This window comes from Acinetobacter sp. 3657, from assembly GCF_031456775.1.
GTDB lineage: Bacteria > Pseudomonadota > Gammaproteobacteria > Pseudomonadales > Moraxellaceae > Acinetobacter.
In genome coordinates, this window is record NZ_JAVDVH010000001.1 from 194,676 (window position 1) to 218,292 (window position 23,617).

Genomic DNA, 23,617 nt, shown 5'->3' on the forward strand with positions numbered 1-23,617 from the left:
AGGGATTAAGTGAGGATTAAAGGAAAACAATATGAAAAACGCTTATATCATTGATGCGATTCGCACCCCATTCGGACGTTATGCAGGTGGTTTAGCACCTGTTCGTGCAGATGATCTCGGTGCAGTTCCACTACAAGCTTTAATGCAACGAAATCCAACCGTGGATTGGCAGCAAGTCGACGATGTAATTTATGGCTGTGCCAATCAAGCAGGTGAAGATAATCGTAATGTCGGTCGTATGTCTGCACTACTTGCGGGCTTGCCGTATCAAGTACCTGCAACCACAATTAACCGTTTGTGCGGTTCATCTTTAGATGCCATTGCAATGGCAGCGCGTGCGATTAAAGCGGGTGAAGCGAATTTAATCATCGCGGGTGGGGTCGAAAGCATGAGTCGTGCCCCGTATGTAATGGGGAAATCAGACAGTGCATTTGGGCGTAGTCAAAAGATTGAAGATACCACCATGGGTTGGCGGTTTATCAACCCAAAACTAAAACAGATGTATGGTGTAGATACCATGCCACAAACCGCTGAAAACGTAGCGGAACAATTCAATATCAATCGTACCGATCAAGACCAGTTTGCCTTGGTGAGCCAACAACGCACTGCTGCAGCGCAAGCCAAAGGCTTTTTTAAACAAGAGATCGTCCCAGTCACTATTCCACAACGCAAAGGTGATGCGGTCGTTATCGATACTGATGAACATCCTCGTGCATCGACCACCATTGAAGCACTGACGAAACTCAAAGGCGTAGTGAAAGCAGATGGGACAGTTACGGCAGGCAATGCTTCAGGGATTAATGATGGTGCAGCAGCACTCTTGATTGCATCAGATGAAGCAGTTGCTCAATACCAACTTAAGCCACGTGCCAAAATTATTGCAGCAACCACCGTCGGTGTTGAACCACGGATCATGGGCTTTGCACCTGCACCTGCGATCAAGAAATTACTGAAACAAGCCAACCTGACTTTAGCTCAGATGGATGTGATTGAGTTAAATGAAGCCTTTGCAGCTCAAGCTTTGGCAGTAACGCGTGATTTAGCTTTGGCAGATGATGATGCAAGGATCAATCCAAATGGTGGTGCGATTGCTTTAGGTCATCCACTCGGCGCATCGGGTGCGAGACTGGTCACCACAGCCTTGAATCAGCTTGAGCAGACAGGTGGGAATTATGCCTTATGTTCAATGTGTATCGGTGTGGGTCAAGGTATTGCTTTGATTATCCAGCGAGTTGAGTGAGGTCTGCTATGAGCCAGTTATACGCCAGCTTATTTTATCAGCCTGATGTCACTACCATATTTAGTGATCAAGCTTTATTGAATTATATGATTCAAGCCGAAGTGGCTTTGGCTAAAGCTCAGGCTCAGGTCAATGTCATTCCTATAGCAGCAGCAACGATGATTGAACAGGTTGGGCAGTCTGCATTAGAAAAAATTGATTTCGATGCTTTGGCAGTAGCAACGGGTTTAGCTGGGAATATTGCGATTCCGTTTGTGAAGCAATTTACAGCGATTGTGAAGCAGCACGATGAAGATGCCTCTCGCTATGTACATTGGGGTGCAACCAGTCAAGACATCATTGATACTGCGACGATTTTACAGTGTCGTGATGCCTTGGGATTGATCGAAAAGCAACTTCAATCTGCATATCAAATTTCACTACAACAAGCTGAACGCTATCGTGATCAAGTGATGATTGGGCGAACATGGCTGCAACAGGCTTTGCCGATTACTTTAGGACATAAGTTTGCACGTTATGCGGCGGCATTTAAGCGTGATCTTGAGCGTTTGCAAGCAATGAAAGATCGAGTATTCACCGCACAACTCGGTGGTGCTGTGGGTTCATTGGCCTCTTTACAAGATCAAGGTTCTGCCGTGGTTCAAGCCTTTTCGGCTGAATTAGGGCTCACAACACCAGAATGTACATGGCATGGTGAGCGTGACCGTATGGTTGAGATTGCCAGTGTACTTGCCATGATAGTCGGTAATGTCGGCAAGATGGCGCGAGACTGGTCTTTGCTCATGCAGACTGAAATTGCTGAGGTTTTTGAACCGACTGCAAAGGGTCGTGGTGGTTCTTCAACCATGCCACATAAACGTAATCCAGTTGCAGCGGCTTCGATTCTTGCAGCAGCAAATCGTGTTCCTGCACTGATGGCAAGTGTATATCAAAGCATGGTGCAAGAACATGAACGTGCTTTGGGTGCTTGGCATGCTGAATGGTTAGCGATTCCTGAGATTTTTCAGTTATGTGCGGGTGCATTAGAGCGCAGTAATGAGGTTTTACAAGGCATAGAAGTCAATGCAGATGCAATGCAACGTAATCTTGAAACGACACAAGGTTTGATTATGGCGGAGTCCGTCATGATGGCACTGGCGGCCAAGATTGGTCGTTTAAATGCACATCATGTGGTTGAGCAAGCCTGTCAGCAAGCAGTTGAACAAGATACGCATTTAAAAAATATTTTATCGAATCTAGATGAAGTGAAAGAACATTTCTCAGCTCAAGCCTTAGATCAGCTTTTCCAGCCTGAGTCATATTTGGGCAATATTCAGGCGCAAATTGATGCAGTCCTACAAGCAGCGCAAGGAAACTCAAAATGATGATCAATATTCATAATCGTCAAGGACATCAACTTGCTGTGCAAGTCCAAGGTCTAAAAGATGCGCCAGTGATTGTATTTTCTAACTCGCTTGGAACAGATCAGGGTATGTGGCAGGCACAAGTTACCGCATTGGCAGAGCACTATCAGATTGTGACTTACGATACACGCGGGCATGGTATGAGCAGCGTGATAGCCAATAGTACGCTGCAAGACCTTGCCGAAGATGTCGTTGATATTTTAGATGCACTCAAAATTGAAAAGGCACATTTTTGTGGCATTTCAATGGGGGGAATTACTGGATTGTATCTCGCAATTCACCATCCCAATCGTTTTTTGAGTGTCACGGTGGCAAATTCAGCTGCAAAGATTTGGACAGCAGAAGGTTGGAATGCACGTGCTGATCGTGTGGAGCAGCAAGGTCTAGCGGATATCGTAAAAACCACGCATACGAGATGGTTTAGTGAACACTTTGATTATGCCCATGATGTGCTGGCACAGAAAACCATTCAAAGTTTAGCTGTGACACCAGCACAAGGTTATGCCCATGCGTGTCGAGCTTTAGCGGATGCAGATCTAGGTGATCAACTTCAACAGATCCAAATCCCAACGTGCATTATTGCAGGTCAGTTTGATCCTGTTACCACGGTTCAAGATGCAACATTTATGCATCAGTCTATTTCACACAGTCAGCTTGAAATCTTGGCAGCTTCACATTTATCGAATATTGAGCAACCTCAAGTTTTCAATCAGGCATTGTCAACGTTTATTCAGAAAATATAACCGTTTCAGGTTAGAAAGGAATTCGCCTACAAGGAGGCAACTATGGCACAGGAATTTGCTGCCCCAAAAAATAGTATGGATGCACAGGCACTGATTAATGATGCGCCGCTTAGTAAGTATCAGTGGATGATTGCAATCATTTGTTTTCTCATCGTGTTTGTAGATGGAATCGATACTGCGGCAATGGGTTTTATCGCACCTGCTTTGGCTCAAGATTGGGGCATTGACCGTTCTCAACTTGGTCCTGTGATGAGTGCCGCACTTGGCGGCATGATCATTGGGGCATTGGTCTCAGGGCCTACAGCCGATCGTTTTGGTCGTAAGATTGTTTTAACGATTTCCATGCTGATTTTTGGTGGTTTTACTTTGGCTTCTGCCTATGCCACCAATTTAGATAGTTTGGTGTTATTACGTTTCTTAACGGGGATTGGTCTAGGTGCGGCGATGCCGAATGCGACGACATTGTTTTCAGAGTATTGTCCTCATCGTATTCGTTCATTACTAGTGACCTGTATGTTCTGTGGCTATAACTTGGGTATGGCAACAGGTGGTTTTATCAGTAGTTGGTTGATTCCAACTTTTGGATGGCACAGCCTATTTTTATTGGGTGGATGGTCGCCGCTGATCTTGATGCTATTGGTGATTTTTTTCTTACCTGAGTCTTATCGCTATTTGATTGTGAAAGGCAAGAATCCTGAAAAAGTACGCAAAATTTTAACCCGTATCGCACCATCAAAAGTTCAAGGTGTGACCGAGTTTCATATCCCAGAAGAACACTCCGCGGTTGCACAAAAGAAAAATGTGTTTGGCATGCTGTTCTCTAAACAATATTCCAAAGGTACCGTTTTATTGTGGTCAACCTACTTTATGGGTTTGGTCGTGATTTATCTACTGACCAGTTGGTTACCAACTTTAATGCGTGAAACTGGCGCAACCATGGAGCGTGCTGCATTTATTGGCGGTCTATTTCAGTTTGGTGGTGTACTCAGTGCCTTATTTATTGGTTGGGCAATGGATCGTTTCAACCCAAATCGAATTATTGCAGGTTTCTACTTTGTAGCAGGGCTATTTGCGATTGCAGTCGGTCAAAGCTTAGCAAATCCAACTTTACTTGCTGTTTTAGTTCTATGCGCTGGTATTGCGATCAATGGCGCGCAGTCTGCGATGCCAGCATTGAGTGCTCGTTTCTATCCAACTCAATGTCGTGCAACAGGGATTGCATGGATGACAGGTATCGGTCGTTTCGGTGCTGTATTTGGTGCGTGGATCGGGGCTGTTTTACTTGGGAATAATTGGTCATTCACCATGATTTTAAGCATGTTGTTTATTCCTGCAACGGCTGCTGCTGTGGCGATCTTTGTTAAATCGGTCGTTGCGCACACGGATGCAACCTAATTTTCTTTCAATTCGGGACAACGTCAATGAATGATGAACAACGTTATCAACAAGGGCTGAAAGTCCGTACTGAAGTACTGGGTGAAAAGCATGTCGGGCGTTCTTTAGAGAACCTAAATGACTTTAACCAAGATTTTCAAAATTTTATTAGCCGTTTTGCTTGGGGGGAAGTGTGGTCACGTGAAGGTTTGCCACGTCATACCCGCAGCTTAGTTACCATCGCTATTTTGTTGGCTTTGGGACGCGAAGACGAACTCAGAATGCATTTACGTGCTTGTTTTAACAACGGTGTGACCAAGGATGAGCTTAAAGAGCTGATTTTACATAGTTCATTGTATGCAGGCTTACCAGCCGCAAATGCTGCAATGCACATGGCAGAAGAAGTCTTTAAAGAACTTGGAATCGAGGTGCAACCCGTTTCTGCACAACCACAGGATTAAGGAGATGAGCATGTTTAATCATACTTTGGGCGCATATCCACAACGGAATACTGATGATCACCCGCCAGCTTATACACCGGGCTATAAAACCAGTGTATTACGCTCGCCAAAAAATGCGTTGATTTCGATTAATGAAACTTTAACCGAGGTGACATCACCACATTTTTCACCCAGCATTTTTGGTCCTAAAGACAATGATTTGATTTTGAATTATGCCAAAGAGGGTTTGCCTGTTGGAGAGCGCATCATTGTACATGGCTATGTGCGTGATCAGTTTGGTCGTCCAGTGAAAAATGCTTTATTGGAAGTTTGGCAAGCCAACGCATCAGGTCGCTATCGCCATCCAAATGACAAATTTATCGGCGCGATGGATCCGAATTTTGGTGGTTGTGGTCGTACGTTAACGGATGAAAATGGTTTCTATATTTTCCGTACCATCAAACCAGGTCCATATCCTTGGCGTAACCGTATCAATGAATGGCGTCCTGCACATATCCATTTCTCATTAATTGCAGACGGTTGGGCGCAGCGTTTAATTTCGCAGTTCTATTTTGAAGGCGATACACTGATTGACTCTTGTCCAATTTTGAAAACGATCCCATCTGAAGATCAGCGACGTGCTTTGATTGCATTAGAAGACAAAAACAATTTCATTGAATCAGATAGCCGTTGTTACCGCTTTGATATTCATCTTCGTGGTCGTCGTGCGACTTATTTTGAAAATGATTTGACTTAATGGAGTAACACAATGAACGCGTGGAATTTTCAGGAATTGAAAGAAACCCCATCACAAACAGGTGGTCCTTATGTACATATTGGTTTGTTACCACAGCAAGCCAATATCGAAGTGTTTGAACACAATTTTAACAATCAGTTGGTGAGTGAAAAAACGCAAGGTCAGCGTATCCGTCTTGAAGGACAAGTATTTGACGGACTAGGTTTGCCATTAAGAGACGTGTTGTTGGAAATTTGGCAAGCCGATGCCAATGGTGTTTACCCAAGTCAAGCCGATACACAAGGTAAGGCTGTTGATCCAAACTTTTTAGGTTGGGGACGGACGGGTGCAAACTTTGAAACAGGTTTCTGGAGTTTCAACACCATCAAACCGGGTGCTGTGGCAGGTCGTAAAGGCACAACCCAAGCGCCGCATATTGCGGTAGTTGTATTTGCGCGTGGTATCAACCTCGGTTTGCATACTCGTATTTACTTTGATGATGAAGTTGAAGCAAATGCCAATGATCCGATTCTAAACAGTATTGAGTGGGCAACTCGTCGTCAAACCTTAATTGCAAAACGTACCGAAGTGGATGGTGAAGTGGTGTATCGCTTTGACATTCGTATCCAAGGTGATGATGAAACGGTGTTTTTTGATATTTAAAGTTTTTTTAAGTTTTAAGTGAATAACCAATGATTGCTTGCTCTTGGGAAAGACAGGCAATCCATTAAGGACGATGAAAATGAAAACACTGGCAGCATTAACACTGCTTGTTAGCCCTTTATTTACGGTTCAAATGGTACAGGCACAAGAAAATGTTCATAGCCCAGTTCAATTGGCTGAGCTTGCTAAGTCACCAGTTAAAACGATTGTACCGATTACTGCAAAAACTAAAGAACAAGCGATTGCTCAAGCTAAGGTGATTGCAGCCAATCAAGATGCAGATCTAGCAGAATTTCGTATTGATCTGCTCGATTTTGCTGCTGATACCAAACAGGTAATTGCTTTAGGACACGAATTAAAAAAGATATTAGGCAATAAACCAGTGATCGCGACCATTCGTACCCATAACGAAGGTGGTCAACTCACCATTAGCGATGCTGATTATGGCAAGACCTATCAGGCATATTTGAAACAACCGTTCATGGACATGTTGGATGTTGAAATGTTCCGTGATCAACAGATCGTCAAAAACACAGTGCAATTCGCACATGACAAAAAAGTGCTGATCGTGATGTCGAATCATGATTTTAAGAAAACACCAAGTGAAGATGAAATCGTTAAGCGTCTACTGCAACAAGATGAACTTGGCGCAGATATTTTAAAAATCGCAGTGATGCCGAAAAACAAACAAGATGTTTTTACCTTGATGAATGCCACGCTAAAAGTTAGCCAACTCTCTGATAAACCATTGCTGACCATGTCGATGGGCAAACTAGGCACAATTTCACGTATTGCGACAGCTAACATGGGCGGTAGTTTTAGCTTTGGCATGATCGGTGAAGCATCAGCGCCAGGTCAAATTGATGTGACCCAATTGAAACAGCTGTTAAAAACAGTTCAGCCAACAGAATAATTGAAAAGGATTTTTAGAATGAAAGTTATTTCTTTACGTTTAAGCGCTCTCGCAATCGGTTTAGTAGTATCAGGTTTGGCAGTAGCTGAAACTTACATCGTAGACCGTTTTCAGGACGACACTGAAAAAGGTTCACTGCGTTGGGCGATTGAACAAGCCAATAGCAAGCCGACAGAAACCAGTGAGATTCTAATTCAGGCAGTAGGGAAAGCACCTTATGCCATCAAGGTAAATAGCCCACTTCCTGAAATTAAAGCACCAGTCAAAATCATTGGTACGCAATGGACGAAAACAGGCGAACATATCGCTATTGATGGTTCAAATTATATTAAAGGTCGTGGCGTTGAGGCGTGTCCCGGCGCTGTAGAAGGGCAATATGGGACGAATGTACGTACAACCACTTTACCGGGAATTGTGCTACGTGACATTAATGGTGTGACCATCCAAGGTTTAGAAATTCGTCACTTCTGTATTGGTATTTTGATGAATCGTGCCAGCAACAACTTGATTCAACATAACCGCATTATGCACAATTATGGTGGCGCGGGGGTGATGTTGACAGGTGATGATGGTAAAGGCAATCCAACAGCAACCACCACCAATAACAACAAAGTCCTCAATAACTATTTCCAAGACAATGGTGATGGATTAGAGCTAACCCGTGGTGCTGCATTTAATTTAGTTGCGAATAACCATTTTATTTCAACTTCAGCAAATCCAGAGCCATCACAAGGGATTGAAATCCTTTGGGGCAATGACAATGCAGTGGTAGGTAATAAGTTTGAAAATTATTCAGATGGTTTACAGATTAATTGGGGCAAACGTAACTATATCGCCTATAACGAGCTAACCAATAACTCATTAGGATTTAACCTAACGGGTGATGGTAATATTTTAGATAGCAATAAAATTCATGGCAATCGTATTGGTATTGCGATCCGTTCTGAAAAAGATGCCAATGCACGAATTACATTAACAAAAAATCAAATCTGGAATAATGCGAAAGATATTAAACGCTGTGAAGCAGGCGGAAGCTGTGAGCCAAACCAACGTTTAGGTGCGATCACTTTTGATATTCCAGGCTTAGAACATGCACATTATGTTGGTTCTCGTGGTCATGGCGTCAAGATTGATCCTGCAAACCTACAAAAAACTTGTCAGCAGCCAAATGAACAAGGCTGTAATCCGCAACCGAACCAAGCCATTCAAGCACCAAAGCTTACACTCTCAAAAGGTCAACTTACTGTTGAAGTAAAAGGACAACCAAATCAGCGTTATCAAGTCGAATTTTTTGGAAACTCGATCGCTAGTTCAAATGAAGCAGAGTTTTATTTAGGTTCAGCGATTGCTGTTAGCAATGCTCAAGGTGTAGCAACTGTTTCATGGAAACCAACTGCTCAAGTTGCCTCCATTACAGCCAATGTGACGGATCATTTAGGCGCTACATCTGAACTGAGTTCAGCCGTGCAAGTCAAATAACAATAAAAGTAGCACCTTTCCAGAGGTGCTACATCGATTAAAAAGACAAGGAATTTATCGATGAAACAGCATTCATTTTTATTTAAAACGACGTTACTGGCATTTTCAATTTTATCTGTACAGCATGTTTTTGCAGATCAGCCGTGGTCACAACAGCGTCAATGGTTATTGGGTGATTGGAATGGTCAACGCCAACAACTGGAACAAGAGGGTTATAAGTTTACAGCATCGATCATGAGTCAAGCAGCAACCAATTTGGATGGTGGTTATAACGATAGCAATAGTTTTGAGAATGCGGCACAACTTTCTTTAGGTGCAAATTTTGATTTAAATAAAATACTCGGTTGGGAAGATACCACAGCAAATATTTTAATTACCAAGCGTGATGGTAATGCTTTGACTTTGGAAAGGATTAAAGACCCACGCTCAAGTGCATTAAGTAACTCGCAAGAAATCTATGGTCGCGGCAAAATCTGGCGTTTATCGCAGGCATGGATTAAAACCGGTTTTGCGGATAATTCAGTCCAATTCAAAATTGGTCGTATGGGCATGTCTGAGGACTTTAATGGTTCTCAATGTGAATTCCAAAATTTATTGTTATGTGGAAGCCAACTCGGTAAATCGATTGGCTCAATTTGGTACAACCTACCAGTCGGTCTATGGGGTGCAAATGTGAAATACCAGTTTGCACCTGAGTGGACGCTCGGTGTCGGTGTTTATGAAGTTAATCCTGATAACGTTAAAACCGATAAAAATAGTGATGGTTTTAACTTGGATATGGATAACGTCAAAGGCGCAACTATTCCAGTGGAGCTGGTTTGGAAGCCTCAACTGGCAGCGTTCAATGGTTTGTCTGGTGAATATAAAGTTGGCGCACTATATTCGACTGCTGAGGCAAATGACATCGCGATTGCCGATAAAGTGCATGATAGCAAACATAGCTTTTGGCTCAACGCTCAACAACAATTGACACAGAAAGGCGATGATCCAAAACGTGGTTTATTCGTCAGTTTGAATGCAGTTGTCAACGATAAAGACACGACTGCTGTGCGTAGTACACAACAACTTGCCCTTTGGTACAAGGGTGCTTTTGATCAACGACCAAATGACTCGATTGGTTTGGGAATCGCAAATTATTTAGTCAATGATCGATATAAAGACCGTCAAATCGCAACCAATAACAGTCGTGGTTACGATGAATATGATGCGTTTGCAGCAGATTATGTGCCTGTGCAGCGTGATGAGCTCAATGTCGAATTGAACTATACCTATCAATGGTCACCAGCAATTATGTTACGACCAAATCTACAATATATCCATCAACCTGCGGGTGTAAAAGAGGTGGATGATGCTTGGGTTGCTGGATTGAGCATGCGAGTGAATTTTTAATTTAGGAGTATGACCCCATGTCAGAATCTAACAATAGTCATACCATATTAAAAATATGGTGTTTCGTCTTAGGTCTAGCTCTATTGCTTACAGGACTATTTTTCACTGTAGGCGGTGCAAAGCTGGTTTCACTAGGCGGTTCATGGTATTTCATCATTGCAGGGCTATTAACAATGGCATCTGCACTGTTCATTTTTAAGCGTAAAGTCTTAGGTGTCTGGTTATTTGCGATCGTTTTTGTCGGTACAATTTTTTGGTCATTGCTTGATGTCGGTTGGGAGTTTTGGCCGCTATTCTCGCGCCTAATGTTCCCAGCAGGCGTGTTTGCTGCCTTGATGTTTAGCTTACCTGCTATTCGTCGTTATCAATTTCAATCAGGTGCAGATTTACCTGCTTATGCTGTAGGGGCATTGACTGTCGTTGGTATGATCATTGGGTTTTATCAAATGTTTCAACCGCATCCAACTGTTGCTGCATCAGGACAACAATTACCGTTGGTACCTGTTCAAACAGATATGAAGCAGACCAATTGGCAACATTATGGTCAAGATGCAGGTGGTAGTCGCTTCGCAGCTTTAGATCAAATTACCCGTGACAATGTCCATCAGTTAAAAGAAGCATGGCGCTTTCGTACAGGTGACTTTACAACGGGTTCGGGCAATGGTGCCGAGGATCAAATGACGCCTTTGCAAGTTGGAAATAAAGTCTTTTTATGTACACCGCATAACAATATTTTTGCTTTAGAAGCCGACTCAGGCAAACAAATTTGGAAAGCAGAAGTCAACTCCAAGGCGGATGCTTGGGAGCGTTGTCGCGGTGTTGCATATTTCGACACAACCCAACCCATTCAACAGCCAAGTTTAGAGGGTGCTACGCCTGTACAAACGGTTGCAACCAATACCGCATGTTTACGTCGTGTTTATACCAATACTCCTGATGGGCGCTTAATCGCAGTGAATGCGGATACGGGTGAACGCTGTAAAGATTTTGGTGTGGATGGCACGGTTGATTTGCATAAAGGTCTAGGTGAGGGCACGAAAGCACCACGTTTCCAAGTCACATCTGCACCCACTGTGGCGGGGTCAGTCTTGGTTGTTGGGAGTCGTATTGCTGATAATTTTGCCGCAGACATGCCGGGCGGTGTGATTCGTGCATACGATGTCATTACAGGTGAATTACGCTGGGTGTTTGATCCGCGTAATCCTGATCCAAACTATATGCTCAAAGAAGGCGAAATATATAAGCGTAGTTCTGCTAACGCATGGGCTGCATTATCTTATGATCCTGAAATGAATACCGTATTTTTGCCAATGGGTAGCTCATCTGTCGATGTGTGGGGCGGAAATCGTCAACCACTCGACCATAAATACAATTCTTCGGTATTGGCTTTAGATGCAACCACAGGTAAAGAAAAGTGGGTTTATCAAACCGTACATAATGATTTATGGGATTTTGATTTGCCGATGCAACCGAGTCTTGTTGACTTCCCAATGACAGATGGAACCAATAAGCCTGCGGTGGTAATTGGAACAAAATCAGGTCAGTTCTTTGTTCTTGATCGATTAACAGGAAAACCTTTAACAAAAGTGATTGAGCAGCCTGTTAAACCCGCCGATATTCCTAATGAGCAATATAGCCCGACGCAACCTCGTTCAGTAGAAATGCCGCAAATTGGCAATCAAACAATTACTGAATCGGATATGTGGGGCGCGACACCATTTGATCAACTAATGTGCCGTATTAACTTTAAGTCAATGCGCTATGAAGGTTTGTTTACTGCACCAGGAACAGATGTATCTTTAAGTTTTCCGGGTTCTTTGGGGGGAATGAACTGGGGTAGCATTGCTTTTGATCCAAGCCATCAATACATGTTTGTTAATGATATGCGCTTGGGTTTATGGATTCAGTTAATTCAGCAAACACCAGAAGATTTAGCACTGGAAGCAAGTGGCGGTGAAAAGGTCAATACAGGTATGGGGGCTGTACCGATGAAAGGTACACCGTATAAAGTAAACAAAGATCGCTTTTGGTCGAAGTTCAATATCCCATGTCAAAAACCACCTTACGGTACGATGACTGCAATTGATATGCGTACACGTCAAATTGCTTGGCAAGTACCGATGGGAACAGTAGAGGATACTGGACCTATGGGGATCAAAATGGGGCTAAAAGTACCGATTGGTATGCCGACGATAGGTGGGCCAATGGCGACGCAAGGTGGTTTAGTATTTTTTGCTGCAACGCAAGACTACTATCTGCGTGCGCTTGACTCGTCTACAGGAAAAGAGTTGTGGAAGTCACGTATGCCAGTGGGTAGCCAAGGTACACCGATTAGTTATGTTTCACCTAAAAATGGTAAACAGTACGTGATGATTACCGCGGGCGGTGCTCGTCAATCCCCTGATCATGGTGATTATGTGATTGCATATAGCCTAGATTAAGTTCAATTCAATCTTTAAAAAGCTGCAATAGATTTTCTATTGCAGCTTTTTTTATTGTTCAAAAATATTGTCTTTCGATTTCTTTCATCATTATGGACACTTTCTATGTATTTTTTCTATTGAGATAAACAAAAACAAATTATGGACAAAAGCTTTTAGATTGGCATGTTCATTGCTTCATATATTTTATCTGGTCAGACCAGTCAGACAGTGTCACAAATTGGAGCAAACATGGATTTAGATCAATTCAATCAATTAAAAGCTGAGCAAGCGATGGAAGCATTAAAGCCGTGTGTGCATATCCCATCTTGGATTCAAAATGTTGTTATGCAACGTCCTTTTGTTTCAGCAGATGAATTGTATCAAACAGCCGCCTTACACGCCCAAACATGGCAGTGGTCTGAAATCTCAGCGTCGCTTGCACAGCATCCAAGAATCGGTGAGAAAAAAGCTGCCATGACCTTATCTGAAAAAGAGCAACAGTTTTCGCAAAAAGAACAAGCCCAGCTTGATACGGAGCATGATTTTCAACAAGCACTGTATCAGGGCAATTTAGCTTATGAGCACAAATTTGGGCATATCTTTTTAATTCGTGCGGCAGGACGTTCAGGATCGGAAATGTTAGCAGAACTCAACCGACGTTTAGAAAACACAACTGAACAAGAGCAGCTTGAAGTGAAACAGCAATTGAGTGAAATAGCGTTAATTCGTTTAAAGCAGGAGATTCAATAATGGCAGCGATCAGTACACATATTTTAAATGCATCACTGGGAAAGCCTGCGGTGGGTGTTGTCGTTGAATTATTGCAGGAAACGTCTCTCGGCTATGTGTTGATGGATCAACAACTCACAGATGCTGATGGTCGTATTAAAGCATTTGATATTGATTCATGTACGCAAGGAAATTATCAGCTCATTTTCCGCATTGCTGATTACTTTCAAGCTCTAGAGGTTGAAAGCTTTTATCCGAGAGTGTGTATCGACTTTAAGGTGACAGATATTCAACAACATTATCATGTGCCTTTATTGATCAGCCCATTTTCTTATTCCACCTATCGCGGCAGTTAATACAAGCAATGAAGAAGATATAAATTTTGATTGAGGAAAGACCATCATGCACAACGATAAAATGCACAGTGATGCGGATGCAACAGTTTCAGCAGAACACCAATATTTAGGAATGAATAAAAACGTCATTTATGGCTTGCAACATGTGCTGACCATGTATGGTGGGATCATTGCACCACCACTTATTATTGGTGCTGCCGCAGGTTTAGAGGCTTCGGAAATTGGGCTATTGGTTGCTGCTGCGCTTTTTGTTGGCGGTATCGCAACCATGTTGCAAACCTTGGGTTTTAAACATTTTGGCGCAAAACTTCCGATTGTCCAAGGCGTATCTTTTGCAGGTGTTGCAACGATTTTAGCCATTGTCACCACAGGTGGTGGATTGGCTTCAGCATTTGGTGCAGTGATTGTTGCTTCATTGATTGGTTTATTACTCGCACCATTCTTTTCAAAAATTATTCGTTTTTTCCCGCCTGTGGTGACTGGTTGTGTGATTACCATGATTGGTATTTCTTTATTGCCAGTTGCGATTCGCTGGATGATGGGGGGGAACCCGAAAGCTGAAAATTGGGGAGATCCTGCCAATATTGGCTTAGCTGCAATGACTTTAGCGATTGTGATTATTTTCAGTATGTTAAAGAGTCAGCTCATGCGTCGTTTGGCGATTTTAATTGCGATTGTTTTAGGCACCGTGCTGGCTTCATTGGCTGGATTTGCAGATTTTTCCAAAGTCGCTAACGGATCAATATTCGCTTTTCCTCATTTCTTTCATTTTGGCATGCCTGTATTTGAATTTACCGCCATTCTGTCGATGGTGATCGTAACTTTAGTGATTATGACGGAGACCACCGCAGACATTATTGCGATAGGGGAAATTGTTGGAACTAAAGTTGATGCAAAACGTATCGGTGATGGTTTACGCGCAGATATGTTGTCTAGTGCCGTTGCCCCAATCTTTGGTTCATTTATGCAAACCGCATTTGCGCAAAATGTAGGGTTGGTCGCGATCACAGGGGTAAAAAGTCGTTTTGTGGTCGCAACCGCAGGCGGGATTCTGGTGGTACTTGGTTTATTACCGATTGTTGGGCGTTTAGTGGCAGCGATTCCAATGCCAGTTTTAGGTGGTGCTGGTATTGTCTTGTTTGGCACTGTTGCAGCCAGTGGTATCCGTACTCTAGCAAAAGTAGATTATAACGATCACAAGAATCTGATTATTGTCGCAACGTCATTGGCGATCGGCATGATCCCAATTGCAAACCATGAGTTCTATGCACAATTTCCAAAATGGGTCGGGACCTTATTACATTCAGGAATTAGCTCGGCATGTATTACTGCCATTTTGTTGAATATTTTATTTCACCATTTACCTTTTACCAAAAAATCAGTTGAGGACGCTACATTGCCAGTCAACTCAGGGCATTGATGGCACGCTTTGTTTATTTTCCAAAACCGTAACATTTTTTAATCATCCACCATTCAACGTCGCTTATTCATTTTTGAATAGGTCTAGGGGAGTTTTGGCTTTGCAAAAGTTAAAACACAAGAAAATTTATTTGCATAGATTTAAAGCGTTGTTTGAATGGCATTATCGGGGAAACTTTATGAGAAATTTTACTTTAAAATCTGCAACATTGGTGTTCGCAATGAGCGCAGCGATGCAAAGCTGGGCAGCAGATACCAGTTTAAATGGGCTGTTTCAATTGGGTCAGGACTGTAGCGTTCAGGACAATTCAGTCAAAACAGTGCAACAAATGTTTAGCTGTGGGGCAGTTCATGGCGTTGTGAAAACAGCTTATTATTCTTTAAATAATGGATATTTTGTCAATAACTTAAATCAAGATACTGTCGCAATTGGAGGCTATCTTAAATATGAAACAGCGCCATTGTATGGGGTACAAGCTGCGGTTGGTTATGATCTACAACGTCGTTTAGACGAAAAAAATAAAAATGATGAAGTATCTGAGTTAAAAGAAGATCGTGATGGTTTGGCTGAAGCCTATGTGACTTGGAAAAATGATTTCGCACGGGTGACGATCGGGAATCAGCGTCTTAATTTACCATTTATGGGGGATTATGCAGATCGACGAATTTTGATGGCTTTATATCAAGCCGCTGATATTCAGGTGGGTAACAATACTGATTTCTTGCGTCTCACCAAAGTGAATAAATTTAAAAGTTATGCTGATGATGAATTTAGCAAAAATACCCGTCAAAATGCGAATATTGAAACCGATGGCGTATGGTCAGTTGGTGTAGGGAAGCGTTTTGATTTGACTGAAGATCAAAAACTTAAAGCACAGATTTGGTATCAACACTATGATGACTATACCCGTTTGATTTATACCCAAGCGGATCTTTCATTGCCTAAACTCAAATATACACCTGAGTTTTCACTGCAATATATTTCAGGAAAAGATCAAGGCAAAGCTTTAGCAGGAGAGGTTGATAGTCAAATTTTTGGTGTTCAGACGGCACTTAAAGTCATGCCGAAAGCGAGCCTAAAAATTGCATATAACTATATTAAGCCTCATGCAGATCGTTATTTAAACGGTGCTCTACTAACGCCTTATGCGACTAAAACCTCATCAGGTGAAATTTTTGCTCAGCCATTTTTTACCAGTACCCAAGACTTAGGTGCAGGAAATGCTTTTATGACTTCTTTGGAAGGAAAGTTCACAGATCAAGTGATTGCAGGTGCTCGGTATTCTTTTATGGATTTAAAAGAGTCTGACAAGGTTGCAAGTCGTAATCAGTCTGAATATATGATCTTTGGTATTTATAATTTTACTGGCGCATTACAGGGTTTTAGCGTTAGTAATTTCTTTGGTATCCAAACTTCACCACGTTACGAAAAAGACTTTCTACAAAACCGTTTTACATTGAGCTATAAGTTTTAAAGTCTGCTTATCCCAATTGCCTATTCCAGATATGAAATGGGCTTTTTTATTGTCTTTTGGTGATTGCTTGAAAAGCGTTGAGATAAAAAAAGCCCCCAATTAAGGGGGGAGTTAAAACTTTCTTTTATTAATCTAATGGATTTCCAACAATATTGCTAATAATTCCTTGCATGATGTGTGAACCTTGTTCTTGATAAAGTGATTGATACCATTCCTCAGTCACTTTTTGATCTTTCATGTGGGTCACATCACAACGTTTACGCGCGCGAAAAACCATTTCCCTTGTACGATCATTGCGTTTGTTTTGGTATCGTTCTAGTGCATCACTTAACCCAAAAGTATTTATTTGCAAAGCACGTGCCAAGTAAATGGCATCCTCCATGGCTTGGCAGCCGCCTTGTCCTATATCTGGGGTAGTACTATGGGCTGCATCACCGAGTAAAACCACTCGACCTTTATAAAAATTCATAAAAGGCTCAATATCATGGATTTCGACTCGATTGGTTTTTTGTTCATCTAAGCAATCAATCAGTTGATGTACAGGTGAGCACCAGTCTTTAAAATATTTTTTCAGCTCAGTTTTATATTGATCACGTTGATTTGGTAGACCTACTTCTATAGGTACATCGAAAAAGAAGTAAAAGCGATTTTGCGCAACGGGCATGAGAGAAACTCGTTTTCCTTCACCCACATAGGTCGTCCATTGTTGTGCTGGAGCGATATTTTCGTCGATTTCGACTAAACCATTCCAGTTGACATAGCCTGCATATCGCCGTTCGACTTGATGACCCAATACAAATGTACGAGTAATGGAATGGGTTCCATCTGCGCCAATCAATAGATCAGCTTGAATCTGCATACCATCTGCAAACTGAATGCTGACATGATCAGGATGATTTTCAATTTCTGTCATTTTCATGCCGAGTTTAATATCTTCTAAACCAAACTGTTGCATGAGAAGTTGTTGTAAATCTGCACGGGCAACAGGGTAGGCACGTTGCCCTACTTCTTTATATAAAGGTGTTAAGCTAAATTGAGTCATGGTCTGATGCGTGAGTCCATCGACATATGCGAGCGACTCCATTTGTCCACCCAAAGCTTGGATTTGATCAGTCAAGCCAAGGTAGTTTAAGCATTTCACCCCATTTGACCATAGCGAAATCGCCGCTCCTACAGGTAGAATTTCTGCCGCTTGTTCGTAGATCGTAACCTGATGGCCAAATTTTTTTAAAGCGATACCAGCAGTTAAACCGCCCATACCTGCGCCTATAATCGCAATATTCATCGTTTAGACCCTGATTGTTAAAAATATAAAATTTCTAAACAGTCTTAAGCGAGAAGCGTGCCAGTTTTACTAAGTGGTTTTACTGGTCATACCAGTTGTTGTGCTTCATTAAAATGCAGAAACGAGATGAGTGTGTTGATGTGGTTCAAAGTTTGAAGCAAAGTGGTGCGTGGAAATAAGATCATTGCTCATGTCGAGAAAAATAGACACCCGCACGCTGTGCAGCACCAATGATATGCGCTTGCATGGCTTTCTCAGCCGCTACAGCATCTTGTTTAAATAACGCTTGTAAAATCACGTCATGTTCTTGAATGGTTTTAAAGGCAAGATTAGGTTGGACAAAAGGTAGAATCTGGCTTTTTTTCATCCATTCAGTGTGCATTTTAAGTGTCTGAATAATCGATTGATTATGACTTAATTCGATAATATGTTGATGAAAGGCATAATCAAATTCGGAAGCGGCTTGCCAATTCTGTTCCGATATTGCATTTGCGAGTGCTTCATAGTGTTGTTGTAGGATCGTTTTATCTTGTTCGGTTAGATATTCACAGGCGAGTAAGGCGCAAAATCCTTCAAGTACATAGCGCAATTGGTAGAAATCTTTTAAAGAAATGCGGTGTTCACCTTCCCATTGTTCAGCGGCTTTACTGTGTTGTGAAATCACATAAACCCCTTTACCAGCCTTGATTTCCAACAATCCCAAAGCGGCAAGACGTGTTAAAGCTTCACGCAAAGAAGCACGACTTATTCCGAGTTGGAGGGCTAAATCGCGTTGAGAGGGTAATGCAGAACCAATCGCATAAGTCCCTTGTTGAATGCGTTGATGGATGACTTCCACAGCTTGCTCAGTCACCTGAGATGATTTTCCATTGAGCATTGCTTGTGGGCTCATCAGTGGTCTAACCTAAATAAAATAATCAATTTGATTCTACACAAAATTCATAATTTTAGATTGACTCAAACTAAAATTAAGCAGATTTTTTATAACAGGTCAGACCAGTTGGACTGGATTTTGCATATAATGAATCATATAAAAATGTTTTAGGATTGATCAATGACGGTGCATATTGCCAAAGCAGTGACTTTGCCAGATAACTTACAGGGTTTAACCAATTTAGCCGATGCGCGTATTGGCGCGAGCATCGTGTCTTGTTCTGATGAGTTTTTCGCAAGCGCGGAAAGAATGCTGCAAACTGAACCAGCCAAGTTTATTGAAGGTAAATTTGATGATCATGGTAAATGGATGGATGGATGGGAGACACGCCGTAAGCGTGAATCTGGTTATGATTGGTGCATCGTTCGTTTAGGCGTAACGGGAGAAGTTTCAGGTTTTGATCTCGATACTTCTTTTTTTACAGGCAATTATCCTGCTTCTGCATCGATTGAAGGATGTTATGCACCTGATGATCAATTGGAAAATATCACTTGGACTCCATTGTTAGAAAATTCAGTTTTATCTCCAGACCATCATCATTTTTTTAATTGCGAAGCACAAAAAATCACTCATATTCGAATTAATATTTTCCCTGATGGTGGGATTGCTCGCTTACGCGTGTATGGAAATGTCGTTCTTGAAAATATAGATTCAACCCAACAAATTGATCTGATTGGTTTAAAAAATGGAGGACGTATTGTGGCATTTAGTGATGCACACTATGGGCATCCAAATAATTTACTCAGTCCAGATCGCGGCGTTAATATGGGCGATGGTTGGGAAACCAAACGTCGTCGTGAACCTGGTTTTGATTGGTGCATTATTGCTTTAGGTCAAGCGGGACAAGTAGAAAAAATCGAAATTGATACAGCGCATTTTAAAGGCAATTATCCTGCATTTTGTTCGATACAAGCAGCGTATGTTGAGGATGCAACGGATGCTCAATTGATTCCTCAAAGTATGTTTTGGTCTTTCTTATTGGAGCAACAACCATTATCGATGGATGCCATTCATGCATATATTGCTGAGATTTTGCAACATCAGAAAGTGAATTATATTCGTGTCAATATGATTCCCGATGGGGGGATTAGTCGGATTCGCTTGTGGGGCAAAATCACAGAATGAAATTGTTTCTTCAGTAATGAGCAAGGTCATATAAGTTTTGATAAAACAGATCATTTTTGAATTGGTATTTGCTTACTTTTGAAAGATCAAAAGTAACAAAAATCTTTTGTTAGGCTGATGGCACATCCTGAGCAAAACCAAAGTACTGCTTGGGTTGCAGCGCAAGACAGCCTAACGGGCGGCATCCATGCCGCCTAGCTCGATAGCAAATGTTCATTATGCATTGGATTAGAGAAGAACAATCTACGAAGTTTCGTTCTGCTAAAATAAAGTGAAGTTCAATATATGAGAAAAAACATCCAGATTCAGCCTTTAACTCAAGCCAACTTCGCACCTTTTGGTGATGTGATTGAAAAAGACAATCATGATTTTTTCCCAATTAACCAAGGTTTAACTGAGCGCTATCATGCACTTTCTCTCGCACAAGTGTCAGGTGAAAATGCTGCGGTAGGTATGAGTATTTTTCATAATTTATGTGCAACAGAAGTTCCATTTAAAATAGATATGCTTGAACGTCATCCTTACGGTTCACAATCATTCATTCCATTACAACAACAAAAATTTATCATTATCGTGGCTTTACCTTTGGATCAAACACAACCAGATGAACAGCAGATCTTTGCCTTTCTAAGCAATGGCAGGCAAGGCATTACCTATCACCAAGAGGTTTGGCATCATCCATTAATCACGTTGGAAGCAAACAGTGATTTTTTAGTCGTCGATCGGATTGGTGGAGGGCAAAATTGCGATGTGTATCCTTTCACTCAACCTCGATGGGTTGTCGAGTAGCAACAGTCAGAGATTGTGAATCTCTGACTGTATCAGTGTTTAATATTTCCCTTCAAAATTCGCACTAATCCGTTGTTTTAAATATTCCTTTGCGGTAATAGCTGGGTATTTTTTGTTTGGACTTTCAATGATGACATCTTCATTCGCCTGACAGAAGAATGCCAAACTATATCGCGCACCTTGATATTCATTGGCTTCAGGGTTTTTAACGCGGTGAAAATTCGATGGAAGTTGATCATCGCTCCAACGCATCAACATATCACCAATATTACAAGTAATCACATCATCACGTGGTTCAATACTGGTCCATTGCTGTTGTTCCATGTCTTTACCTGGACAAACTTGCAGACCGCCTTGACCTTTACGTTGAAACAGTAAGGTTAGGCAATCAAAATCAGTATGCGCGCCTGCTCGCCATAAACCGAGTTGATCTTTCAAAGCAGGATCAACTGCATAGTAATGCAACATGCGTAAGGTACTTTGATAGCTTTCTTGATCAGGCTTGTGGGCGAGTGCAAAGAAATCATCTGCAAAACCGAGTTTGTATGCAAAACAAGATAGAACTTTCATACCGACTTGCCAGCATGCTTTTTCAAACTCAAGCATAGTGGTCTTAAATGCGGGTAATTCCTGTTCACTAGGATACAACCCTGCCATACGTGGGCGCGTAATTTGATAGGATTCTTTTTGATCAGGCGTACTGGTCGATGGGCGAATTTGTGCTTTGCTTTCCCAGCCTGCATTACGATTTAGAGGATACTGTGCTTTGATGTGTTCAGGAAGATCAAAGAACTTTTTTGTCATTTCAAAAGCGTTGTGAATTTGGGCAAGATCAATACCGTGATTAGAGATTTGAAAGAAACCTATATCTGTTGCAGCACTCCAAAGTTGCTCTGCAATTTCATATTTACGCTTTTCAAAGTCTGATAAATCAATCACCCGAACTTCTCGTTCAAAGGTTTCTTGACCTAAAGCACCCATACGCGCTTCTTTTTGTAACTCTTCTAAGTTGTAGTGATCGTCAGTTAAGTTGGTCATATTTGCGTTATTCATATTTCACCTCAATTTTTGGATAAACCATGACCCAATCAAATTGAATGAAAGAGACTGGATCATTTTTTCAAAAAAGAGCAGCACTTTCTAAATCAATAGAAAATGAGCTTATTTCTGAGCAATGACCCACATATATGTCGAATCGACTATATATGCTGAACGCTTCTACTCTGACCCATTGATATAAGCATTTTTTATACCAAATTTAAAATGTGCTGTTTGAAGATATTTAATGGATTGAAATAAGGCTAAATGGTGAATGAAAAATCAAAATTTGATTTTATGATTCTTTTTTGCACATTTTGATGTTTTAGAATGGTGCATTTTTGGATTTGATTAAAAGCTATCTCTATTTAAAAAATAGTATTCGATAAAAAATAGGTGATGGATGAAGACCTAAAACAAATTATTTTGGATCATCTTATTGAAAAATAAAAATTAAATAAATACTGGCATGGTGTTTGCTAAATCTTTACTGAGTATAAGCGGTCAGTGTGTACTTTCACACGGGACATTGCTCTACAGCGTTTGCTGTTCCTCGTTTGGGGACAAAGCCAATATTCGGCTTTGAGAGAATCTATGTGCTTATACATTTGGTTTTTATTCCCCTAAAAGAATAGCGAGATGAGTTCTTATATATTTAGGGGTTTACTTATGAAAATTCAGCACTATGTAGGCAAAGCACGGTTCACTGTTATTGCTGGCGCTTTATTCTTTGGTTCATTTACTCATGCTGCCGATAAACTGGTATTACAAACCACATGGTATGCACAAGCAGAGCAAGGTGGTTATTATCAAGCTCTGGCACAGGGTATTTATAAAAAATATGGATTAGATGTCGAAATAAAAGTGGGTGGGCCGCAAGTCAATAATATGACGCTGTTACTTTCTAAACGTGCCGACATTATTATTAATTATGATTTACAGGTTTTAAAAGGGATTGAAAGTAAGTTTCCAATCAAAGCGATTGCAGCGCCATTTCAGTTCGATCCTCAAGGCGTACTAACGCATAGCGATGTAAAGTCCTTGGCTGATCTAAAAGGCAAAACCATCTTGGTTTCAACCAGTGGACAAGCAAGCTGGTGGCCTTGGTTAAGAGAAAAATACAGTTTAAATCCAGCTCAGGCGCGTCCTTATACTTTTAATATGCAGCCATTCTTAGCGGGCAAAAATGTCGCCCAACAAGCTTATGCAACCTCTGAAGTTTTTCAAGCAAAAAAAGCAGCACCATCCAGCAACTTTTTCTTATTTGCTGAGGCTGGTTATCCAGCTTATGGTGGCATTTTAGTAACTCGCAATGATGTGATCCAAACCAAGCCAGATGTGGTACGCCGTTTTGTGCAAGCCTCTATGGAGGGCTGGAAAAAATATCTGGCTGACCCCAAGCTCGGAAATGCCATTATCAAAAAAGAAAATCCAAATATGAATGATGAGCTGCTCGCTTTTGCAGTCAGTCAAATGAAAAAATTACAATTAATTGATGGTGGCGATGCCAAAACACAAGGCGTCGGAGTTATGACCGATGCACGCTGGAAAGCGACGCGTGATTTCATGGTGAATGCAAAATTGCTAGATGCTAAAACCAACTGGAAATCGGCTTATACCACACAGTTTGTCAGTCCTGTGAAGAAATAAAAGCTGTATTTAAC

At 41.5% G+C, this 23,617-nt stretch carries 21 protein-coding genes; 18 read left to right on the forward strand and 3 right to left on the reverse strand.

The genetic code is table 11. The features are described 5' to 3' along the window. Positions 1-31: 31 nt before the first annotated feature. From pcaF to J2Y37_RS00970, 15 genes are all read left to right on the forward strand, one after another. Positions 32-1,240, forward strand: a complete 1,209-nt coding sequence (gene pcaF / locus J2Y37_RS00900) for a 3-oxoadipyl-CoA thiolase (protein ID WP_349031534.1) — start codon at positions 32-34, stop codon at positions 1,238-1,240. Positions 1,241-1,248: 8 nt separating this feature from the next. Beyond that, entirely contained in the window at positions 1,249-2,604 is a 1,356-nt protein-coding gene (locus J2Y37_RS00905; protein WP_349031535.1) for a 3-carboxy-cis,cis-muconate cycloisomerase, read from the forward strand. Beyond that, entirely contained in the window at positions 2,601-3,386 is a 786-nt protein-coding gene (gene pcaD, locus J2Y37_RS00910; RefSeq protein ID WP_349031536.1) for a 3-oxoadipate enol-lactonase, read from the forward strand. Before J2Y37_RS00905 ends, pcaD begins: the two co-directional genes overlap by 4 nt. 42 nt (positions 3,387-3,428) lie before the next feature. Continuing rightward, positions 3,429-4,781, forward strand: a complete 1,353-nt coding sequence (locus J2Y37_RS00915; protein WP_241322563.1) for an MFS transporter — start codon at positions 3,429-3,431, stop codon at positions 4,779-4,781. A 26-nt stretch (positions 4,782-4,807) separates the two neighbouring features. Beyond that, positions 4,808-5,221 carry a 4-carboxymuconolactone decarboxylase gene (gene pcaC / locus J2Y37_RS00920; protein WP_241317480.1) on the forward strand — a complete coding sequence of 138 codons (414 nt, stop codon included), beginning with the start codon at positions 4,808-4,810 and terminating at the stop codon, positions 5,219-5,221. Positions 5,222-5,231: 10 nt separating this feature from the next. After that, complete coding sequence (pcaH, locus tag J2Y37_RS00925) at positions 5,232-5,957, forward strand: protocatechuate 3,4-dioxygenase subunit beta (RefSeq protein ID WP_130162978.1); 726 nt, start codon at positions 5,232-5,234, stop codon at positions 5,955-5,957. Between the two features lie 12 nt (positions 5,958-5,969). After that, positions 5,970-6,599: a protocatechuate 3,4-dioxygenase subunit alpha gene (gene pcaG / locus J2Y37_RS00930; RefSeq protein ID WP_349031537.1), complete on the forward strand. Its 630-nt coding sequence runs from the start codon at positions 5,970-5,972 to the stop codon at positions 6,597-6,599. Positions 6,600-6,678: 79 nt separating this feature from the next. Further along, positions 6,679-7,512, forward strand: coding sequence for a type I 3-dehydroquinate dehydratase (gene aroD / locus J2Y37_RS00935; protein WP_349031538.1), 834 nt, complete (start codon positions 6,679-6,681; stop codon positions 7,510-7,512). Between the two features lie 18 nt (positions 7,513-7,530). Then, positions 7,531-8,991 carry a right-handed parallel beta-helix repeat-containing protein gene (locus tag J2Y37_RS00940; RefSeq protein ID WP_349031539.1) on the forward strand — a complete coding sequence of 487 codons (1,461 nt, stop codon included), beginning with the start codon at positions 7,531-7,533 and terminating at the stop codon, positions 8,989-8,991. A 60-nt stretch (positions 8,992-9,051) separates the two neighbouring features. Next, a complete protein-coding gene (locus J2Y37_RS00945; RefSeq protein WP_349031540.1) occupies positions 9,052-10,380 on the forward strand; it encodes a carbohydrate porin in 1,329 nt (442 codons plus the stop codon). Between the two features lie 17 nt (positions 10,381-10,397). Beyond that, entirely contained in the window at positions 10,398-12,821 is a 2,424-nt protein-coding gene (locus tag J2Y37_RS00950) for a glucose/quinate/shikimate family membrane-bound PQQ-dependent dehydrogenase (RefSeq protein ID WP_349031541.1), read from the forward strand. A 231-nt stretch (positions 12,822-13,052) separates the two neighbouring features. Continuing rightward, positions 13,053-13,553, forward strand: coding sequence for a 2-oxo-4-hydroxy-4-carboxy-5-ureidoimidazoline decarboxylase (gene uraD, locus J2Y37_RS00955; RefSeq protein WP_349031542.1), 501 nt, complete (start codon positions 13,053-13,055; stop codon positions 13,551-13,553). Continuing rightward, entirely contained in the window at positions 13,553-13,888 is a 336-nt protein-coding gene (gene uraH, locus J2Y37_RS00960) for a hydroxyisourate hydrolase (protein WP_005196510.1), read from the forward strand. The genes uraD and uraH overlap by 1 nt, the downstream gene beginning before the upstream one ends. 46 nt (positions 13,889-13,934) lie before the next feature. Next, on the forward strand, positions 13,935-15,308 hold the full coding sequence (locus J2Y37_RS00965) for a nucleobase:cation symporter-2 family protein (RefSeq protein WP_349031543.1): 1,374 nt from the start codon (positions 13,935-13,937) through the stop codon (positions 15,306-15,308). A gap of 178 nt (positions 15,309-15,486) precedes the next feature. Continuing rightward, positions 15,487-16,782 carry an OprD family outer membrane porin gene (locus J2Y37_RS00970; protein WP_349031544.1) on the forward strand — a complete coding sequence of 432 codons (1,296 nt, stop codon included), beginning with the start codon at positions 15,487-15,489 and terminating at the stop codon, positions 16,780-16,782. 127 nt (positions 16,783-16,909) lie between these two features. Here the strand turns inward: J2Y37_RS00970 and hpxO are convergent, their stop codons facing one another. Further along, complete coding sequence (gene hpxO / locus J2Y37_RS00975) at positions 16,910-18,067, reverse strand: FAD-dependent urate hydroxylase HpxO (RefSeq protein ID WP_349031545.1); 1,158 nt, start codon at positions 18,065-18,067, stop codon at positions 16,910-16,912. A gap of 181 nt (positions 18,068-18,248) precedes the next feature. Continuing rightward, positions 18,249-18,959, reverse strand: coding sequence for a FadR/GntR family transcriptional regulator (locus J2Y37_RS00980; protein WP_241322573.1), 711 nt, complete (start codon positions 18,957-18,959; stop codon positions 18,249-18,251). A 162-nt stretch (positions 18,960-19,121) separates the two neighbouring features. Between J2Y37_RS00980 and alc the strand changes: the two genes are divergently transcribed. After that, positions 19,122-20,126 carry an allantoicase gene (gene alc / locus J2Y37_RS00985; RefSeq protein ID WP_349031546.1) on the forward strand — a complete coding sequence of 335 codons (1,005 nt, stop codon included), beginning with the start codon at positions 19,122-19,124 and terminating at the stop codon, positions 20,124-20,126. A gap of 285 nt (positions 20,127-20,411) precedes the next feature. Beyond that, positions 20,412-20,915, forward strand: coding sequence for an ureidoglycolate lyase (locus J2Y37_RS00990; protein WP_349031547.1), 504 nt, complete (start codon positions 20,412-20,414; stop codon positions 20,913-20,915). 39 nt (positions 20,916-20,954) lie between these two features. Here J2Y37_RS00990 and J2Y37_RS00995 read toward each other — a convergent pair whose 3' ends face one another. After that, positions 20,955-21,968, reverse strand: a complete 1,014-nt coding sequence (locus tag J2Y37_RS00995; protein ID WP_349031548.1) for a 2OG-Fe(II) oxygenase family protein — start codon at positions 21,966-21,968, stop codon at positions 20,955-20,957. A 654-nt stretch (positions 21,969-22,622) separates the two neighbouring features. On the opposite strand from J2Y37_RS00995, the gene J2Y37_RS01000 reads away from it, so the two are divergent. Next, the gene (locus J2Y37_RS01000) at positions 22,623-23,603 is read left to right on the forward strand and encodes an ABC transporter substrate-binding protein (RefSeq protein ID WP_349031549.1); all 981 of its coding nucleotides are present in this window, start codon (positions 22,623-22,625) and stop codon (positions 23,601-23,603) included. The last annotated feature ends 14 nt before the right edge of the window (positions 23,604-23,617 follow it).

Coding starts and splice junctions, on each gene's coding strand:
- pcaF (WP_349031534.1), top strand. CDS start 32: ATGAAAAACGCTTATATCATTGATGCGATTCGCACCCCATTCGGACGT.
- J2Y37_RS00905 (WP_349031535.1), top strand. CDS start 1,249: ATGAGCCAGTTATACGCCAGCTTATTTTATCAGCCTGATGTCACTACC.
- pcaD (WP_349031536.1), top strand. CDS start 2,601: ATGATGATCAATATTCATAATCGTCAAGGACATCAACTTGCTGTGCAA.
- J2Y37_RS00915 (WP_241322563.1), top strand. CDS start 3,429: ATGGCACAGGAATTTGCTGCCCCAAAAAATAGTATGGATGCACAGGCA.
- pcaC (WP_241317480.1), top strand. CDS start 4,808: ATGAATGATGAACAACGTTATCAACAAGGGCTGAAAGTCCGTACTGAA.
- pcaH (WP_130162978.1), top strand. CDS start 5,232: ATGTTTAATCATACTTTGGGCGCATATCCACAACGGAATACTGATGAT.
- pcaG (WP_349031537.1), top strand. CDS start 5,970: ATGAACGCGTGGAATTTTCAGGAATTGAAAGAAACCCCATCACAAACA.
- aroD (WP_349031538.1), top strand. CDS start 6,679: ATGAAAACACTGGCAGCATTAACACTGCTTGTTAGCCCTTTATTTACG.
- J2Y37_RS00940 (WP_349031539.1), top strand. CDS start 7,531: ATGAAAGTTATTTCTTTACGTTTAAGCGCTCTCGCAATCGGTTTAGTA.
- J2Y37_RS00945 (WP_349031540.1), top strand. CDS start 9,052: ATGAAACAGCATTCATTTTTATTTAAAACGACGTTACTGGCATTTTCA.
- J2Y37_RS00950 (WP_349031541.1), top strand. CDS start 10,398: ATGTCAGAATCTAACAATAGTCATACCATATTAAAAATATGGTGTTTC.
- uraD (WP_349031542.1), top strand. CDS start 13,053: ATGGATTTAGATCAATTCAATCAATTAAAAGCTGAGCAAGCGATGGAA.
- uraH (WP_005196510.1), top strand. CDS start 13,553: ATGGCAGCGATCAGTACACATATTTTAAATGCATCACTGGGAAAGCCT.
- J2Y37_RS00965 (WP_349031543.1), top strand. CDS start 13,935: ATGCACAACGATAAAATGCACAGTGATGCGGATGCAACAGTTTCAGCA.
- J2Y37_RS00970 (WP_349031544.1), top strand. CDS start 15,487: ATGAGAAATTTTACTTTAAAATCTGCAACATTGGTGTTCGCAATGAGC.
- hpxO (WP_349031545.1), bottom strand. CDS start 18,067: ATGAATATTGCGATTATAGGCGCAGGTATGGGCGGTTTAACTGCTGGT.
- J2Y37_RS00980 (WP_241322573.1), bottom strand. CDS start 18,959: ATGAGCCCACAAGCAATGCTCAATGGAAAATCATCTCAGGTGACTGAG.
- alc (WP_349031546.1), top strand. CDS start 19,122: ATGACGGTGCATATTGCCAAAGCAGTGACTTTGCCAGATAACTTACAG.
- J2Y37_RS00990 (WP_349031547.1), top strand. CDS start 20,412: ATGAGAAAAAACATCCAGATTCAGCCTTTAACTCAAGCCAACTTCGCA.
- J2Y37_RS00995 (WP_349031548.1), bottom strand. CDS start 21,968: ATGAATAACGCAAATATGACCAACTTAACTGACGATCACTACAACTTA.
- J2Y37_RS01000 (WP_349031549.1), top strand. CDS start 22,623: ATGAAAATTCAGCACTATGTAGGCAAAGCACGGTTCACTGTTATTGCT.